Annotated in this window: 16 protein-coding genes and 1 riboswitch; of the genes, 12 read left to right on the top strand and 4 right to left on the bottom strand. The window is 74.7% G+C overall.

Annotation, left to right across the window (positions count from 1 at the left end):
• The first annotated feature begins 5 nt into the window (after positions 1-5).
• The 6 genes from BJP25_RS27950 (at position 6) to BJP25_RS27975 (ending at position 8,496) form a co-directional block, all read left to right on the top strand.
• Positions 6-971: an AAA family ATPase gene (locus tag BJP25_RS27950; protein ID WP_075978010.1), complete on the top strand. Its 966-nt coding sequence runs from the start codon at positions 6-8 to the stop codon at positions 969-971.
• Positions 972-976: 5 nt separating this feature from the next.
• Positions 977-2,239, top strand: a complete 1,263-nt coding sequence (locus BJP25_RS27955; protein WP_143219354.1) for a DUF58 domain-containing protein — start codon at positions 977-979, stop codon at positions 2,237-2,239.
• On the top strand, positions 2,236-4,452 hold the full coding sequence (locus tag BJP25_RS27960) for a transglutaminase-like domain-containing protein (RefSeq protein ID WP_143219355.1): 2,217 nt from the start codon (positions 2,236-2,238) through the stop codon (positions 4,450-4,452). Before BJP25_RS27955 ends, BJP25_RS27960 begins: the two co-directional genes overlap by 4 nt.
• Positions 4,453-5,191: 739 nt before the next feature.
• Positions 5,192-6,136: a methionyl-tRNA formyltransferase gene (locus tag BJP25_RS27965; RefSeq protein WP_075978012.1), complete on the top strand. Its 945-nt coding sequence runs from the start codon at positions 5,192-5,194 to the stop codon at positions 6,134-6,136.
• Positions 6,137-6,305: 169 nt separating this feature from the next.
• A complete protein-coding gene (locus tag BJP25_RS27970) occupies positions 6,306-7,643 on the top strand; it encodes a lysine N(6)-hydroxylase/L-ornithine N(5)-oxygenase family protein (protein WP_075978013.1) in 1,338 nt (445 codons plus the stop codon).
• Positions 7,644-7,701: 58 nt separating this feature from the next.
• Positions 7,702-8,496, top strand: coding sequence for a PIG-L family deacetylase (locus BJP25_RS27975; protein ID WP_075978014.1), 795 nt, complete (start codon positions 7,702-7,704; stop codon positions 8,494-8,496).
• Positions 8,497-8,541: 45 nt separating this feature from the next.
• Here BJP25_RS27975 and BJP25_RS27980 read toward each other — a convergent pair whose 3' ends face one another.
• Positions 8,542-9,489 (bottom strand): threonine ammonia-lyase, encoded by a 948-nt coding sequence (locus BJP25_RS27980; protein WP_075978015.1) that lies wholly within the window; start codon positions 9,487-9,489, stop codon positions 8,542-8,544.
• 187 nt (positions 9,490-9,676) lie between these two features.
• Between BJP25_RS27980 and BJP25_RS34430 the strand changes: the two genes are divergently transcribed.
• Positions 9,677-10,540 carry a hypothetical protein gene (locus BJP25_RS34430; protein WP_075978016.1) on the top strand — a complete coding sequence of 288 codons (864 nt, stop codon included), beginning with the start codon at positions 9,677-9,679 and terminating at the stop codon, positions 10,538-10,540.
• 33 nt (positions 10,541-10,573) lie between these two features.
• Here the strand turns inward: BJP25_RS34430 and thiE are convergent, their stop codons facing one another.
• Positions 10,574-11,254, bottom strand: coding sequence for a thiamine phosphate synthase (thiE, locus tag BJP25_RS27990; RefSeq protein ID WP_075978017.1), 681 nt, complete (start codon positions 11,252-11,254; stop codon positions 10,574-10,576).
• Between the two features lie 57 nt (positions 11,255-11,311).
• A riboswitch (TPP riboswitch) is annotated at positions 11,312-11,416 on the top strand.
• Between thiE and thiO the strand changes: the two genes are divergently transcribed.
• The 4 genes from thiO to BJP25_RS28010 all read left to right on the top strand — a co-directional run bounded on the left by thiO (position 11,409) and on the right by BJP25_RS28010 (position 13,966).
• Positions 11,409-12,524 (top strand): glycine oxidase ThiO, encoded by a 1,116-nt coding sequence (thiO, locus tag BJP25_RS27995; RefSeq protein WP_075978018.1) that lies wholly within the window; start codon positions 11,409-11,411, stop codon positions 12,522-12,524. (Overlaps the previous riboswitch by 8 nt.)
• Entirely contained in the window at positions 12,521-12,721 is a 201-nt protein-coding gene (gene thiS, locus BJP25_RS28000; RefSeq protein ID WP_075978019.1) for a sulfur carrier protein ThiS, read from the top strand. Before thiO ends, thiS begins: the two co-directional genes overlap by 4 nt.
• Position 12,722: 1 nt before the next feature.
• Complete coding sequence (gene thiG / locus BJP25_RS28005) at positions 12,723-13,478, top strand: thiazole synthase (protein ID WP_075978020.1); 756 nt, start codon at positions 12,723-12,725, stop codon at positions 13,476-13,478.
• A 50-nt stretch (positions 13,479-13,528) separates the two neighbouring features.
• Positions 13,529-13,966: a MarR family winged helix-turn-helix transcriptional regulator gene (locus BJP25_RS28010; protein WP_075978021.1), complete on the top strand. Its 438-nt coding sequence runs from the start codon at positions 13,529-13,531 to the stop codon at positions 13,964-13,966.
• A gap of 14 nt (positions 13,967-13,980) precedes the next feature.
• Here BJP25_RS28010 and BJP25_RS28015 read toward each other — a convergent pair whose 3' ends face one another.
• Both BJP25_RS28015 and BJP25_RS28020 read right to left on the bottom strand, forming a co-directional pair.
• Positions 13,981-15,321 carry an MFS transporter gene (locus tag BJP25_RS28015; RefSeq protein WP_084794754.1) on the bottom strand — a complete coding sequence of 447 codons (1,341 nt, stop codon included), beginning with the start codon at positions 15,319-15,321 and terminating at the stop codon, positions 13,981-13,983.
• Positions 15,322-15,387: 66 nt separating this feature from the next.
• Entirely contained in the window at positions 15,388-16,137 is a 750-nt protein-coding gene (locus tag BJP25_RS28020; protein ID WP_075978023.1) for a GntR family transcriptional regulator, read from the bottom strand.
• 173 nt (positions 16,138-16,310) lie between these two features.
• On the opposite strand from BJP25_RS28020, the gene BJP25_RS28025 reads away from it, so the two are divergent.
• Positions 16,311-17,327, top strand: coding sequence for an SIS domain-containing protein (locus BJP25_RS28025; RefSeq protein WP_075978477.1), 1,017 nt, complete (start codon positions 16,311-16,313; stop codon positions 17,325-17,327).
• Positions 17,328-17,345 lie beyond the last annotated feature (18 nt).

Here is a 17,345-nt window from a genome sequence, read left to right on the forward strand (position 1 = left end):
GGCGCATGACGGCCACCCCGGAGCAGGCGCAGCTGTTCGCGCAGACGTTCGACCGGTTGGTCGCGAACGTGTGCGTGGCGATCGTCGGCAAGGAGCACGCGGTGCGGCTGGCGCTGACCTGCCTGCTCTCCGACGGGCACCTGCTGCTAGAGGACTACCCCGGCACCGGCAAGACGTCGCTGGCCAAGGCCCTGGCGCGGTCGGTGCAGGGCAGCAACTCGCGCATCCAGTTCACCCCGGACCTGCTGCCCTCCGACGTCACCGGCGTCACCATCTACGACCAGCGCAAGCAGGAGTTCGAGTTCCACCGCGGGCCGATCTTCGCCGCGATCGTGCTGGCCGACGAGATCAACCGGGCCTCGCCGAAGACCCAGTCGGCGCTGCTGGAGGTCATGGAGGAGGGGCGGGTCACCGTCGACGGCAAGCCCTACGAGGTGGGCAAGCCGTTCATGGTCATCGCCACCCAGAACCCGGTGGAGCAGGCGGGCACCTACCGGCTGCCGGAGGCCCAGCTCGACCGGTTCCTGATGAAGACCTCGCTGGGCTACCCCGACCACAACGCGACGGTGGCGCTGCTGACCGCCGCGGCCGTGCGCGACCGGTCGGTGCAGGTGCAGCCCGCGATCAGCACCGCGGCGGTCGGGCAGCTGTCGGCCACCGCCGACCAGGTGCACGTGGACGCGGCGGTGCTCGGCTACATCACCCGGATCGCCGAGGCCTCCCGCGAGCACGAGCACGTGCGGCTGGGCGTGTCCGTGCGCGGCTGCCTGGCGTTCGTGCGCTGCGCGAAGACGTGGGCGATGACCAAGGGCCGCCACTACGTCACCCCCGAGGACGTCAAGGAGCTGGCGACCCCGGTGCTCAGCCACCGCGTCCTGCTCAACCCGCAGGCGCAGTTCGACGGCGTGTCCGTCGACGACGTGATCGCCAAGCTGCTGGCCGACGTGCCGCCGCCGGTGGCGCGGGGCTGACACCGTTGTCCAGCGCGACCGGCACGGGCCGGGTGAGGGTGGGCGCCGCCGCCGCGGCGGCGCTGCGGGAGGCGCGCCGCGCCGCGCGCCGGTGGGCGCCGTGGCTGGGCGTGGTGACGCCGCTGGGCTGGCTGGTGCTCGGCGGGTCGGTGGTCTGCTGGCTGCTGGCCGCCGCGTTCGGCTGGCTGGAGCTGCTGGTGGTGGGCGCGACCGGGCTGCTGGTGTTCGCCCTGTGCACCGGCTGGGCGGTGGGGCGCACGGCGCTGGAGGTGCGGTTCGGCCTCGACCGCGAGCGGGTGGTGGCCGGGCAGTCCACCGGGTGCGGGGTGGAGGTCGCCGGGCGGCGCTCCGGCGGGCGGCTGCTGGCCCTGGAGCTGGAGCTGCCGATCGGGCCCGACATCCGGGTGGTGGACGTGCCGGGGCTGGCCGCCGGGCAGGTGCACCGGGAGTGGTTCGAGATCCCGACCACCCGCCGCGGCGTGATCCCGGTGGGGCCCGCGGTGACCGTGCGCGGCGACCCGCTGGGCGTGGTGCGCCGCGCGCTGTCCTGGGACCGCCGCCGCGACCTGCACGTGCACCCGGTGACCACGCCGCTGTCGTCGCTGGGCGCGGGCCTGCTGCGCGACCTGGAGGGCCACACCACCAACGACCCGTCGAACAGCGACCTGGCCTTCCACACCCTGCGCGAGTACGCCCCCGGCGACGACCGCAGGCACATCCACTGGCGCTCGTCGGCGAAGGTGTCCGGGGCCGCGCGCAACGACACGTTCCTGGTGCGCCAGTACCTCGACACCCGGCGCGCCCGGCTCGTCGTGGTGGTCGACGGGCACCCGGCCGCCTACGCCGAGCCCGACGACTTCGAGGTGGCCATGTCCGTGGCGGGGTCGCTGTGCCTGCGCGCGGTGGAGGACGAGATCGACCTGTCGCTGCTGGCCGCCGGGCAGGTGGTGCACGACGCCACCGCGCAGCGGGCGCTGGACGGGCTGGCCATGGCCACCCCCGCCGAGCTGCCGCTGGCCGAGCTGACCGCGCGGGCGGCCAGGATCGCCCCGGACGCCACCATGGTCGCCCTGGTGACCGGCGCGCACCGCGACTTCGCCGAGCTGGACCGGGCCGCCGCCCAGTTCACCCAGGACACCAGCAAGACCGCGTTCGCCGTGGCCGCCGGGCGCCCCGCCGGGCTCACCGGCAGCGCGTCGCTGACCATCGCGGCCGTGCGCGACCTGACCGACCTGCGCGCCGTCGTCGAAGGGGGCACGTTCGGATGAGCCGCCCGCTGCTGCCCGTCCGCGGTGACGTCACCGACGCGGGCTTCCTCACCCTGGCGTTCCTGGTCGCGGTCGCGGGCTTCGCAGGCACGTTCACCGGCTGGGCCTTCCTGCTCGTCGGCGTGGTCGGGCTGGGGCTGGGCATCGTGGTGGGGCACGTGGCGAACGTGCTGCGCCAGCCGCTGGTCACCGTCGCGGCCATGACCGTCGGGGTGTTCTTCCTGCTCGGCGGGGCCGTGGTCATGCGCGACCGGGCGGTCGCGGGCTTCCTGCCCGGCCCGGACGCGCTCGGCGGCCTGGCCGAGTCCGGCGTCGACAGCTGGAAGGAGCTGCTGACCACCGTCCCGCCGGTCGACGGCAGCGGCCCGATGCTGGTGATCCCCTACATCCTGGGCCTGTTGTGCGGGGCGGGCGGGTTCACCATGGCCCGCAGGCTGCGCTGGAGCGCGGCCCCGGCGCTGGCCCCCGCCCTGGTGCTGGTGGCGGTGATCCTGCTCGGCACGCACGAACCGGACGCCCCGCGCCTGCAGGGCGCGGCCTTCGCCTGCCTGGTGCTGTGCTGGTCGGCGGTGCGCGCCCGGCGCCGCCGCAGGCCCATCCGCGACGGCGGCCGCCGCGCGACCCGGCTGGCCACCGGCGCCGGGGTCATCGCCGTGGCCGCGGGCGTCGCGGTGGTCGCGAGCCCGGTGCTGCCCGGCGCGGGCGGCGACCGCACGGTGCTGCGCGACTACGTCACCCCGCCGTTCGAGATCGACCAGTACCCCTCACCGCTGGTGGGCTTCCGCAAGTACACCAAGGACGCCAACCAGCTGTGGGACCAGACGCTGTTCACCGTGCGGGGCCTGCCGGAGGGCGGCCTGGTGCGCATCGCGACGCTCACCGACTACACCGGCACCGTCTGGGGCGCCGACAGCGGCTTCCAGCGGGTCGGCCCGCGCATCACCACCACGGCCCAGGGCACCCCCGCGACCGTGACGGTCACCATCGGCGCCGCCTACGCCGCCTCCGACGACGTGAACGCCTGGCTGCCCACCGCGGGCGTGCCCACCGGGATCAGCTTCGACGAGCCTGGGCACACCGACGGCTTCCGCTACAACCTCGACACCCTCTCCGGCATCGTCACCGACCGGCTCTCCGCGGGCGACAGCTACACCATCGAGGCGGTGCTGCCGAGCACCCAGCTGCCCGAGGACCCCCAGCCCTTCGGCCGCCCCACCGTGTCCACCGCGGCGTCCACCTTCGTCAACGCGAAGGCGACCGGGTGGGCGGGCAGCGAGACCGACCTCGGCGCCCGGCTGCGCGCGGTGGCCTCCCACCTGCGCGACAACGGCGCCTACAGCGACGGCGGCCCCGGCGAGCAGGAGTACCTGCCCGGCCACGGCACCGGCAGGCTCACCGCCTTCCTCAACGCCCAGCGCCCGGTGGGCGACGACGAGCAGTACGCGGCGGTGTTCGCCCTGATCGCCAACCAGCTCGGCATGCCCACCCGCGTCGTGCTCGGCGCCCAGCCCGGCCCGGACGGGGTGGTGCGCGGCGAGCAGGTGCAGGCCTGGGTGGAGGTGCACCTCGCGGACGGCTCCTGGGTGCCCCTGCGCGCCGCGGACTTCATGCCCGACCGCTCGAAGAAGCCGGACAAGCAGCCCCCGCAGCAGGTCGAGAACACCGACGCCTCGATCGTCCCCCCGCCCAACACCGTCCACCCGCCCAGCTCCCTCACCGACGCCAGCCAGGTCGACCCCAACGCCACCCGCCGCCCCGGCGACCTCGACGAGGGCTCGGCCCCCTGGCCCGCCTTCGTGGTCTTCCTGCTCACCTGGGTCCTGCCCCCGCTGGCCACCGCCGCCCTGCTCTGCCTGCTCGTCCTCGGCGGCAAGGCCTGGCGCAGGCGCCGCCGCCGCACCCGCGGCACCCCGGCCGCCCGCGTCGCCGCGGGCTGGCAGGAGGTCCTCGACCGCGCCAGGGACCTGGGCGCGGTCATCCCCCCGGGCCTCACCCGCCCCGAACAGGCCCGAGCCCTGGGCGACCGGGCCGTCCACCCCCTCGCCCACACCGCCGACGCCACCGTCTTCGGCCCCCACGACCCCACCGACCACACCGCCACCACCTTCTGGACCACCGTCGACGCCGTCCGCAAGGCCATGGGCTCCCACACCAGCCCCCTCCACCGCGCCCGCGCGGCCCTCAACCTCACCACCTTCCGCACTCGCACCTAGAGCCCCCGCCCGCACCACCCACCACGCCGAACCCAGGCCGACAACCCGCCCCGGTTGGTGGTCCCGTCGTGCGGGAAGGCGACCACCCCCAAACCCGAACCCGGGCTGCACAACCCGCCCTGGTGGGTGGTCCCGCTGGCAGTGGAGGCGACCACCCCAGGAAGCCGAGCCGGGGCAGACGGCTCTGCCCGGTTGGGTGGATTCGCTTGGTCGGGGGAGGCGATCATGTGCTACCCAACGGGACGGGCGGGCGTCTTTTCAGCCCGCCTTTTCCCCGCCCGCAGCGCATGATCGCCGTAGGGGCCCCGACCAAGCGAATCCACCCAACCGGGCCACCCACCCAACCCCCCACCCCCCGGCAAAGCCAAGTGGCCCCACCCACAGCCCCACCCACCAAGCCGCCAAACCCACGCACCCACAGCCCCCACTCTCCGACGCGGATTCGGTGAACCGGTGTGAAACACCCGGCCCGCACCGGCGATGCACCCGGTGAACGGCCCCGGTGGACCCCCAGCTCCGGGGCCGTTCCCCTGCCCGGCCCCGCCCGCCGCAGCCGGAAACCCCCGAGTTCTCCCCAGCCTGGGGACAGCCCTGTGCACAACCATGACCCGGAGAGCCGCTTGACAAACCCCTCCCCACCAGCAATAAAACCGCCGCGCCACGACAGCGGGTCGCCCGGGCAGGAGAGGTGAGGCTAGCCTAACCGCGACGTGTCTCCGAGGTGCCCAGGAGGGTTTCGATGCGGGTGGTCATGTTCGGCTTCCAGACGTGGGGTCACCGCACCCTGCGGGCGCTGGTCGAGTCCGACCACGAGGTCGTCGCGGTCGTCACCCACCCGCGGGGCGGCGGGGTGTACGAGCGGGTGTGGGGCGACTCGGTCGAGGACCTGGCCCGCGAGCACGGCATCCCGGTCGTCCTGCGCGAGCGGCCGGACGCGGCGCTGGTGGACGAGCTGCGGGCGTTCGGGGCGGACATCTTCGTCGCCGCCAACTGGCGCACCTACCTGCCCGCCGAGGTGTTCGACCTCCCGCCGCTGGGCACGCTGAACATCCACGACTCGCTGCTGCCCGCCTACGCCGGGTTCTCCGCGATGATCTGGGCGCTGATCAACGACGAGCCCGAGGTGGGCGTCACCGCGCACATGATGGACGCGACGCTGGACGCGGGCGACATCGTGCTCCAGCGCAGCTTCCCGGTCGGCCCGCGCGACACCTCCGGCGACCTGGTGCTCCGGTCGATGGACGTCTTCGGCCCCATCACCGTCGACGCGCTCGCGCTCATCGCCTCCGGCGAGCGGGACTGGCAGAAGCAGGACCGGTCCCGGGCGAGCTTCTTCCACAAGCGCGCGGAGGAGGACCTGCGCATCGACTGGACGTGGTCGGCCGAGGAGCTGGACCGGTTGGTGCGCGCGCAGTCCGCGCCGTACCCGAGCGCCTTCTGCTTCCACCGCGGCGAGCGGCTGGAGATCGTCACCGCCGAGGTGTCGCGCGAGGTCTACGGCGGCACGCCGGGGCGCATCTTCTACCGGGAGGGCGACGGCGTCGCGATCGTCGCGGGGGCGCAGGCGCGGCGGGGGCGCAGCAAGGCCCTGCTGGTGAAGTCGGTGCGCACCCCCGAGGGGGAGGAGCTGTCGGCGGAGAAGTACTTCACGCACATGGGCGGCTACCTCACCTCCCGCCCCTGACGCCGCTGCCGCGCGGGCCGGGTCGCGGACGGTCCGGCCCGTGCCCGGAAAGTGAGGTCTTGGCGATTTAGGGTCGCCTAACTTAGCATGGGAGCCCGCGGCTCGGCGGCCTGTGACGCGACCATCACCAGGCACTCCCGGAAGCCGATCTTTTAGGTTAGCCTCACCTATGTTCCGGTGTGGCGACGCGAAGGGATCGGTTGTGAGCAGCGAGGTGTACGACCTGGTGGGCATCGGGTTCGGTCCGTCCAACCTGGCCCTGGCCATCGCCGTCGACGAGCACAACCGGCGAACCCCCGGCGCCCGGCTGCGCACCGCGTTCCTGGAGAAGCAGCCCACCTTCGGCTGGCACCGGGGCATGCTGATCGACGACGCCACCATGCAGGTGTCCTTCCTCAAGGACCTGGTCACGATGCGCGACCCGAGCAGCGACTTCAGCTTCTTGTGCTACCTGCGCGACCGCGGGCGGCTGGTGGACTTCATCAACCACAAGACGATGTTCCCGCTGCGCGCGGAGTTCCACGACTACTTCGAGTGGGCCGCGGCCAGGGTCGCCGACCAGGTGCACTACGACCGCGAGGTCGTGTCCGTGCGCCCGGTCGAGCGCGACGGCGAGGTCGTCGCGTTCGACGTCGTGGCCTCCGACGGCGGCGCCGCGGTGACCTACCGGGCCCGCAACGTCGTCGTCGCCACCGGCCTGCGCCCCCGGCTGCCCGAGGACGCCATGCCCTCGGACCGGGTGTGGCACAACATCGAGCTGATGCACCGCCTGCCCGAGCTGGTCGCCGCCGCGCCCCGGCGGGTGCTCGTGGTGGGGGCGGGCCAGTCGGCCGCCGAGGCGGTGGCGGAGCTGCACTCGGCGCTGCCCGGCACCGCCGTCTCGGCCGTCTTCGCCCGCTACGGCTACGCCCCCGCCGACGACAGCCCGTTCGCCAACCGGATCTTCGACCCCGAGGCGGTCGACCACTTCTACGGCGCCCCGGAGGAGGTCAAGCGGTCGCTGCTGGACTACTCCCGCGGCACCAACTACTCCGTCGTCGACCTCGACCTCATCGAGGAGCTGTACCGGCGCGAGTACCGGGAGCGGGTCAGCGGCGAGCGCAGGCTGGACATCCGCAACGCCTCCCGCGTCGTCTACGCCCGGGAGACCGACGAGGCCGTGTACGCCACCGTCGAGTTCCTGCCCACCGGCGAGACCGAGGTGCTGGAGTGCGACGCGGTCGTCTACGCGACCGGGTTCCACCACATCGACGTGTTCGACCTGCTCGGCCGCGCCGCCGCCACCTGCGTGCGCGACGCGGACGGGCGCGCGGTGATCGGCCGCGACTACCGGCTGGCGACCGCCCCGGGCGTGCGCGCGGGCATCTACGTCCAGGGCGGCTCGGAGCACTCGCACGGCATCACCGCGACCCTGCTGTCGAACACGGCGGTGCGGGTCGGGGAGATCCTGGACTCGGTGCTGGCCCCCGAGGTGGCGGTCGTGCCCGAACTCGCCCAGGCGCGCTGACCCGTCGATCCGGCTGTCGGTCGGGCGGACTGTCGGTCGGGCGGACTACGGTGCGGGCATGGCAACGCTGGTCACCTTCCACGCCCACCCGGACGACGAGTGCATCTCCTGCGGTGGCGTGATGCGCAAGGCCGCCGACGAGGGGCACCGGGTGGTGCTCGTCGTGGCCACCCGCGGCGAGCTGGGCGAGGTCCCGGACGGCTTCCTCGACGAGGGCGAGCAGCTGTGGGAGCGGCGGGTCAAGGAGACCCACGCGGCCGCCGACGTGCTCGGCGTCGCCCGCGTGGAGTTCCTGGGCTACACCGACTCCGGGATGATGGGCGAGCCCACGAACACCGCCCCCGGCACCTTCTGGACCGCCGACGTCGAGGAGGCCGCGACCCGGCTCGCGGCCATCCTCACCGAGGAGTCCGCCGACGTGCTCACCGTCTACGACGACTTCGGCGGCTACGGCCACCCCGACCACATCCAGGTGCACCGGGTGGGCCTGCGGGCGGCCGAGCTGGCGGGCACCCCCCGGGTGCTCCAGGCCACCACGAGCCAGGAGCGGATGCGCGAGGGGATGCGGCGCTTCCGCGAGGCGGGCTTGATGCCGCCGCCCGCCGAGGGCGAGGGCGACGGTGACCCCGCCATGGGCAAGCCCGAGGCCGAGCTGACCTGCTCGGTCGACGTCTCGGCCTACCTGGACGCCAAGCGCCGGGCCATGCGGGCGCACCCCAGCCAGATCGCGGAGGAGTCGTTCTTCCTCGCGCTGCCCGACGACGCGTTCGCCCAGGCGTTCGGGATCGAGGACTTCATCGAGGTCGGCAAGGCCCCGGGCATCGTCGACGACGACATCATGCACGGCCTGTAGCCGCCGCCCGGGCGGCGCTCGGTCGGGCGCCACCCGGGGCAGCGGTCAGCCGAGCAGGTCCTTGGCCAGGGCGTCGTCCATGTTGCCGCCGGAGACCACGGCCACGGTGACGCCCGCGGGCAGCTCGGCGGCGTGGTGCAGGTAGGCGGCCGTGGCGACGGCCCCGCTCGGCTCGGCCACCAAGCGGGCGCGGCGGGCCAGGGTGCGCACGGCGTCGCGGATCTCGTCCTCGGAGACGGTGACGATGCCGTCGACGAAGGCCCGCAGGTGGGCGAAGGTCAGCTCCGAGGGCTGGCTGCGCAGGCCGTCGGCGATGGTGCGGTTGCGGTCTGCCACCGACCACCGGCGCAGCTCACCGGCGGCCAGGCTCTCGGCGGTGTCGCCCGCGAGCTCCGGCTCCACCGCCCACACCTGGGTGCCCGGCGACGCCGCCTTGATGGCCGCGGCCGTGCCGGAGATGAGCCCGCCGCCGCTGACCGGCACCAGCACCAGGTCCGCGCGCAGGTCGGCGGCGATCTCCAGGCCCACGGTGCCCTGCCCGGCGATGACGTCCGGGTGGTCGAACGGGGGGATCAGCGACGCGCCGGTGCGCTCCTGCACCTCGGCGGCCAGCTTCTCCCGCTCCCCTACCTTGGACAGCAGCACCTCGGCGCCGTGCGAGCGGGTCGCCTCCACCTTGACGGTGGGGGTGTCCTCCGGCACGACGATCCAGGCCCGGACGCCGAACGCCTTCGCCGCGTAGGCGACCGCTTGCGCGTGGTTACCGCTCGAATAGGCCACCACCCCCCGTTCCCGCAGGTCGTCGGGCAGGGCGGCGATGGCGTTGTAGGCGCCGCGCACCTTGAACGCGCCGATCGGCTGCAGGTTCTCCGGCTTGAGCCACAGTGGACGGTCCGGGTCCGCCCACGGGCAGGGCAGCAGGGGGGTCCGGACCGCCACGCCCGCGATCCGGCGGGCGGCGGCGTCGATGTCGTCAGCGGTGACCAGGTTCACCCCTGCATTGTGCCGCACGGTCAAGTGTCCACTGTGGAGCGACGGTGTTGCGGTGCTCACTTTCGGTGAACTTTCCCGGGGGGTCGTTCGTCTTCCTTGCGGAGCACGGCACGGAACCGATCACGTCGCGGAACTGGTCGACGACACGAAAACGGTTGAAGCGAGAAGGATGGGCAAGACGGGGAGCATGGGCAAGGCAGTCAGCAGCGAGGAGCAGAAGGAATCGGGCATCCGGCCCGCGCAGGTGGCGGCCGCCGCGCTGGCCGCGGCGACCGCGGCGGTGCTGGGGTCCACCCTGGGGGTGGCGGGCACGGTCATCGGCGCGGCCATCGCCAGCATCGTCAGCACGGTCGGCGGCGCGCTCTACCTCAAGTCGCTGGAGCGCACGAAGGAGGTGACCAGGGTCGTCACGGCCCGGGTCACCGGCCGCGGCAGCGTCGTCACCGTCGCGGGGCCGGTCGAGAAGACCACGGCCACCGCCGTCGCCACCCCGGGCGGCGCCGACCCCGGCGAGGCCGATCAGACCAGCGCCGATCCGACCAGCAACGATCAGACCAGCGCCGATCCGAGCAGTGCCGATCCGAGCAGTGCCGATGAGGACGGCGCCGATCAGAGCAGCACCGACCAGGACGCGGAGCGGGGTGCGGAGGTCGGGCCGCCCGCCCGGCCCGGGTGGTTGCGCCGCCCGGTCGCCCTCGTCCTCGGCGGCGTCCTGGTGTTCGTCCTGGGGATGGGCGTGGTCACCGGCCTGGAGTGGATCCGCGGCGGGTCCCTCTCCGGCGGCGGCGCCACCACGGTCGGCAGCCTCGTCACCGGCCGCACCGCCACCACCACGACGGTGGTCGTGACCAACCCCGGGGTCACCACGGTCACGGAGACGGCCGACCCCACCGGCACGCAGGCCCCCGGTGCCACCACCACCGAGGAAGCCCCCACCACGACCACCACCGCCGACCCCACGACCACCACCACGACGCAGGCCCCCGCGACCACCACGACCACGGTCCCCAGGACCACCACCACCGCCCCCGCGGTGACCCCCACGCCCTGAGGGGGGCGCGGCTGAGCGCGCGGGGCCCGGCCGTCAGGGAACGGGCTCCGCGCGCAGCGCTGTCGACAGCAGTTCGGCTGCCTCCCGGGGGTCGGCGGCCTCGGTGATGGCCCGCACGACCACCACCCGGCGCGCCCCCGCCGCGAGCACCCGCGGCAGCCGGTCCAGGTCGATCCCCCCGATCGCGAACCACGGCCGCGCCGTCCCCAGCTGCGCGGTCGCCTCCACCAGCCCCAGGCCCGGCGCCGAGCGGCCCGGCTTGGTCGGGGTGGGCCAGCAGGGGCCGGTGCAGAAGTAGTCCACGCCCGGCTCGTTGGCGGCGGCGACGGCCTGGGTGAGGTCGTGGGTGGAGCGGCCGATGACCACCTCGTCGCCGACGACGGCGCGGGCGGCGGGGACGGGCAGGTCGTCCTGGCCCAGGTGCAGGACGTCGGCGCCGACGGTGCGGGCGATGTCGGCGCGGTCGTTGACCGCCAGCAGGGCGCCGTGGGCCGCGCACAGCTCGCTGACGGTGGTCAGCGCGCGCAGCTCGGGCCCCGCCTCCAGGGGCACGCCGCCGCGCTTGTCGCGGATCTGCACCACGTCGACGCCGCCGGACAGGGCCGCGTCCACGAAGTCCGCGAGGTCCCCCCGGGACTGCCGGGCATCGGTGCAGAGGTAGAGCCGCGCGTCCGCCAGCCGGGTCCTGATCTGCTCGCCGCTCAATCCAGGCATGGCGTGGACAGTAGCCCGTGGGCACCTGCGCGCACCCCGCCGCGTGGTCTACGGTGGAGGCGGTCGCACGGGAGTCCGGGGACGGGCTGAGAGGGAGCTGCTGCTCCGACCGTTGGACCTGATCCGGGTCATGCCGGCGCAGGGAGCGTGGGAGATGTCTGTTGCCGTCATCGGTGGCGGGGTCGTGGGCTTGACCGCGGCCCACCGGCTCGCCACCGCGGGGCGGTCCGTCGTCGTGGTCGACCCGGCGCCGCGCACCGGGGGCGGGTCCTGGGTCGCCGCGGGCATGCTGGCCCCGGTCACCGAGGCGTGGCTGGGCGAGGAGGCCGTGCTCGCGCTCGGCACCGCCGCGCTCGACGCGTGGGAGCCCTTCGCCAGGGAGCTGGGCGGGGACATCGGGCTGCGCCCGCACGGCACGCTCGCGGTGGCCTTCGACGCCGCCGAGGCCGCCGACCTGCGGCGGCTCGCGGACTTCCTGGAGTCGCGCGGCCGGGCGGTCCGGCGGCTCACCGGCCGGGAGCTGCGCGCGCTGGAACCCGGGCTAGGCGCCGTCCGCAGTGGACTCGACGTGCCCGGTGACCTCAGCGTCGACACCCGCAAGCTGCTCACCCGGCTGGACGCGGCGTGCCGCGCGGCGGGGGTCCGCTTCGTCGACCGGCGGGCGGTCGGGCTGGTGCCCGGCGGCGTGCTGCTCGACGACCCCGGAGACCCCGAGAACCCTGAAAACTCCACTGTGGACTGCGACGCGGTGGTGGTCGCCGCGGGCGCGTGGAGCCGCGACCTGCACCCGGCGCTGGCCGACCTGGTCCGCCCGGTCAAGGGCGAGGTCCTCGTGCTGCGCGCCCGCTCGCGCTCGCTGCCCCCGCCGACCCGCACGGTCCGCGCGCACGTCGACGGCCGCTCGGTCTACCTGGTGCCCCGCGCGGGCGGCCACCTGGTCGTCGGCGCCACCCAGCAGGACGTCGGGTTCGACACCGAGGTCACCGCGGGCGGGGTCGCAGACCTGCTCGCCGACGCCGAGCGGGTGCTGCCGGGGGTGCGCGACTACGAGCTGGTGGAGGCGGCGGCGGGGCTGCGGGCGGGCAGCCGCGACAACCTGCCGCTGGTCGGCGTGCTGGAGCCCGGGGTGGTCGTGGCCACCGGGCACCACCGCAACGGGGTGCTGATGGCGCCCCTCACCGCCGAGGCCGTCGCGGCCCTGGTGCTCGGCGGCCCGGTCCCTGGTCCCGTCGCCGCGGCGGCGCCGTCGCGGTTCGGAGGTGTGGTGTGACGATCGAGGTCAACGGCAGCGAGCGCGCGGTGCCGGACGGGTCCACCGTGGCCGAGGTGCTGCGGCTGCTCGGGCTGCCCTGCGACGGCGTGGCCGTCGCGGTCAACGGCGTGGTGGTGCCCCGCACCCAGCACGGCGCGGCGGTGGTGCCCGCGTGGGCGCAGGTCGAGGTGCTGACCGCGGTGCAGGGGGGCTGAGGTGGACGACCCCCTGGTCATCGCCGGTCGGGAGTACTCCTCGCGCCTGATCACCGGCACCGGCGGCGCGGCGAACCTGGCCGTGCTGGAGCGGGCGCTGGTGGCCTCCGGCACCGAGCTGACCACCGTCTCGCTGCGCCGCGTCGACACCGAGGGCGGCACCGGCGTCCTGGAGCTGCTGCGCCGCCTGGGCATCGACCCCCTGCCGAACACCGCGGGCTGCCGCACCGCCGCCGAGGCCGTGCTCACCGCCCGCCTGGCCAGGGAGGCCCTGGGCACCGACTGGGTCAAGCTGGAGGTCGTCGCCGACGACCGCACCCTGCTGCCCGACCCGGTGGAGCTGCTGGACGCGGCCACCCAGCTCGTCGACGACGGCTTCGTCGTCCTGCCCTACACCAACGACGACCCGGTCCTGGCCCTGCGGCTGGAGGAGGTCGGCTGCGCGGCGGTGATGCCGCTGGGCTCCCCGATCGGCACCGGCCTGGGCATCGGCAACCCGCACAACATCGAGCTGATCGTGGCCAGGGCGGGCGTGCCGGTGGTCCTGGACGCGGGCATCGGCACCGCCTCCGACGCGGCCCTGGCCATGGAGCTGGGCTGCGCGGGTGTGCTCCTGGCCACCGCCGTCACCCGCGCCGACGACCCGGAGCGGATGGCCGCGGCCATGCGCTCGGCGGTGGTCGCGGGCAGGTTGGCCAGGTCGGCGGGCCGCATCCCGCGCCGCTTCTGGGCGCAGGCCTCCAGCCCACCCCGCTGACGGCCCGGGGCAGGTGCCCGCGCGCCCGCCGCCCCCCGGCACAATGAAGTATGCGGACTACGGCAGACGGCGACGTCCCCGCTCGGCTCTACCTCGCCATCGGGCGCTTGTCGCGGTCGTTGCGGCGCGCGGGCAGCACCGGCATGGGGCACGGCTCGATCTCCGCCCTGTCCACCCTCGCGGGCTGCGGCACCCTGCGCCTCGGTGACCTCGCCGCCAAGGAGGGCGTCGCCGCCCCCACCATGTCCCGCATCGTCGCGGGCCTGGTCGACGCCGGGTACCTGCGCCGCGAGCCCGACCCCGCCGACCGCCGGGCCTGGCTCGTCACCGCGACCGAGGAGGGCGAACGCGTCGTCTCCAGCGTCCGCAGCACCCGCATGCAGGAGCTCAGCCGCCGCCTCGACAGCCTCCCCGACCCCGACCGCGACCTGCTGATCCGCTGCATCCCCGTCCTGGAGGCCCTGCTCGCGGACAACCCCGAGGGCTGACCGCCCGGCCCGCGTCAGTCCGCGGCGGGCGCGGGGGCGGCCAGGACGTTGTCGCGGATGGTGAGGGCGGCGGCGGAGCCGAGGGCGACGAGGGTGGCGCAGATGACCAGGGAGGTCTGCCAACCGGCCGTCATGGCCCGGGGGTCCTGGTAGGCGGTGCCGGTCAGGCCCGCGGCGGCGGGCAGGACGGCGACGGCGAGGAGGGTGCCGGTGCGGGCGATGGCGTTGTTGACGCCGGAGGCGGTGCCCGCGTAGCGGTCGGGGGCAGCGGCCAGGACGGTGGCGGTGACGGGGGCGACGGTGGTGGCCAGGCCGAGGCCGAAGACCAGGACGGCGGGCAGCACCGAGCCCAGGTAGGTGGCGCCGGGGGTGATCCGGAGCATGAGCAGCATGCCCGCGGCGACCAGCAGGGGGCCGACCACGAGGAACCAGCGCGGGCCCCAGCGGGCGGCCAGGGCGCCGCTGCGGGAGGACAGGGTGAGCATGACCAGGGTCATCGGGGCGCTCGACACCGCGGCCGCGGTGGGGGAGTAGCCGAGCGAGACCTGGAGTTGCAGCACCATCAGCACCAGCACCCCGCCCAGTGCCGCGTACATGACCAGGGTGAGCAGGTTGGCCACGGCGAAGGTGTGGCTGGTGAACAGCCCCGGCGGGACCAGCGGGTCGTGGTGGCGGCGCTGGACCAGCAGGAACGCCGCCAGGGCCAGCGCGCCGCCGACCGCCGAGCCGACGACGAGCCAGTCCAGGCCGCGCACGGGGCCCTCCACCAGGGCGGCGGTGACCCCGGCCAGGCCGAGGGCGCCGAGCACCGAGCCGAGGTAGTCGGGGTGCCCGGTGACCTGCTCGTCGCGGGTCTCGGGCACGAAGCGCAGGGCCAGCAGCACGCACACCACCGCCACCGGCACGTTGACCAGGAACGCCAGCCGCCACGACCACAGCTGCACCAGCAGCCCGCCGATCAGCGGGCCCGCCGCCGCGGCGATGCCGCCGAGCCCCGACCAGGCGCCGATCGCCCTGGCCCGGTCCTCGCGGTGGAACACCGATTGCAGGATCGCCAGCGACCCCGGGGTCAGCAGCGCGCCGCCGATCCCCTGGAGCACCCGCGACACCACCAGCACCTCGGTGCTCGTGGCCAACCCGCACAGCGCGGACGCGGCGCCGAACCACACCACGCCGATGACGAAGACCCGGCGCCGGCCATACCGGTCGCCCAGCGAGCCGGCCACCAGGATCAGCGAGGCCAGCGCGAGCAGGTACCCGTCGAGGATCCACTGCAGGCCCGCCACCGACGCCCCGAACTCGGTGCCGATGCGCGGCAGCGCGACGTTGACCACGCTGCCGTCGAGCATGACCATGCCGGACCCGAGGATGGTGGTGGCGAGCACGCCCCGGGCGGCGGGGGTGCCCCAGCGGAGGTCCACTCAGGGCCGGTTCAGGGTGGCGACGAACTTGTAGCGGTCGCCGCGGTAGACCGAGCGGACCCACTCCACCGGGCGCTGCTCGGTGTCGAAGGAGTGCCGGGACAGCAGCAGCATCGGCATGCCCACGTCGGCGCCGAGCAGGTCGGCCTCCAGCGGGCCCGCCAGCGCGGTCTCGATGGTCTCCTCCGCTTGGCCCATCTCGACGTCGAAGCGCTCGCGCAGCACCTGGTAGAGCGAGGCGCCGCCGCTGATGTGGCGGCGCAGGCCGCGGAAGCGGCCCAGCGGCAGGTGCGTGGTCTCCACCGCCATCGGCTCGCCGTCGGCCAGCCGCAGCCGGTGCAGGCGCAGCACCTTGGCCCCGGCGCGGATGGCCAGCAGCCTGGCCAGGTCGGCCTCGGCGGTGATCTCGGAGACCTCCAGCAGCTTCGACGAGGGCTCGCGGCCCTGGGCGCGCATGTCCTCGGTGTAGGACGACAGCTGCAACCGCTGGGCGACCTTGGGCTCGGCGGCGAAGGTGCCCTTGCCCTGCACGCGCAGCAGCCTGCCCTCGACGGTCAGCTCCGCGAGCGCCTGGCGGACGGTGGTGCGGGAGACGTCGAACTCGGTGGCCAGCGAGCGCTCGGTCGGGATGGGCGAGCCGGGGGGCAGCGACCCCAGCAGGTCCAGCAGGTGCCGCTTGAGCCCCCAGTACTTCGGTTCCCGCTGCACCCGCGCCGTGTCCGGCCCGTCGGCCGTGGACGTGTCGAGCATGGTGTCCCCTCCTGAACTCGTCCCGGGTACAGGATGCCCTGTCCGGTGGGGTCGCCGCGATCACACCCGCCGCGACGACCACCCGCACGGGTGGCGGCTGCTGCTAGCATTGGTCTAGACCTTGGTGGTGACGGCGAGGGGAGTCGGTCGTGGTGGACGAGCCGGGGCTGCGGATGCGCGCCGAGATCGCCGAGCAGCCGGGGGTGCTCGGCGCCGCCGTCGAGCGGCGCGGCGCGCTGGCGCCGGTGGCCGGGCGGGTGCGGGGGTTCGCGCCGCGGTTCGCGCTGTTCGCCGCGCGCGGGTCGAGCGACCACGCCGCCCTCTACGCCAAGTACCTCACCGAGGTGCTGCTGGGGCTGCCCTCGGGGCTGGTGTCCCCGTCGACCACCACGCTCTACGGCGCCCGGCCCGACCTGTCGGGCGTCCTGCACGTCACGGTCAGCCAGAGCGGCGGGTCACCCGACCTGGTGGAGGCCACCCGGTCCGCCCGCGAGCGCGGCGCGCTGACCGTGGCGGTGACCAACACCCCGGGGTCGCCCCTGGCGGAGGTCGCGGAGCTGTCGGTGGACATCGGGGCGGGCCCGGAGCTGGCGGTGGCGGCCACCAAGACCTACAGCGCCACCCTCCTCGCGCTCTACCTGCTGGTCGACGCCGTGCGCGGCGGCACCGGTGCCGACGTCGCGGACCTCGGGGAGCTGGCGGCGTCGGCGCTGGCCGGGTCCGAGGGGCCGGTGGCCGAGGCGGTGACCCGGCTGCGGTTCGTCGACCGGGTGGTCACCACCGGCCGGGGCTACTCGTCGGCCACGGCCGCCGAGGCCGCCCTCAAGCTCGCGGAGACCAGCTACCTGTCCGCCCGCTCCTACAGCGGCGCCGACCTGCTGCACGGCCCGGTCGCCGCCGTCGGCGCCGACACCGCCGTGCTGGCTTTCACCAGCGCGGGCCGCGGCGGCGCCGCGATGGAGCCCGTCCTCGCCGCCGTCCGCGAGGCCGGGGCCGACGTCGTCGCCGTCGGCTCGGCCGCCGCCGAGGTGCCCGCCGCGGTGCGGGTGGGCGTGCCGCGCACGGCCGAGGAGGTGGCGCCCATCCTGGAGGTGCTGCCCGCGCAGCGGCTGGCCCTGGAGCTGTCGCTGGCCCGCGGCGGCAACCCCGACCGCCCGCGCGGGCTCAACAAGGTCACCCAGACCCGGTAGCCGGTGCTCCTAGACTGG

The organism is Actinokineospora bangkokensis, assembly GCF_001940455.1.
Taxonomy (GTDB): Bacteria; Actinomycetota; Actinomycetes; order Mycobacteriales; family Pseudonocardiaceae; genus Actinokineospora; species Actinokineospora bangkokensis.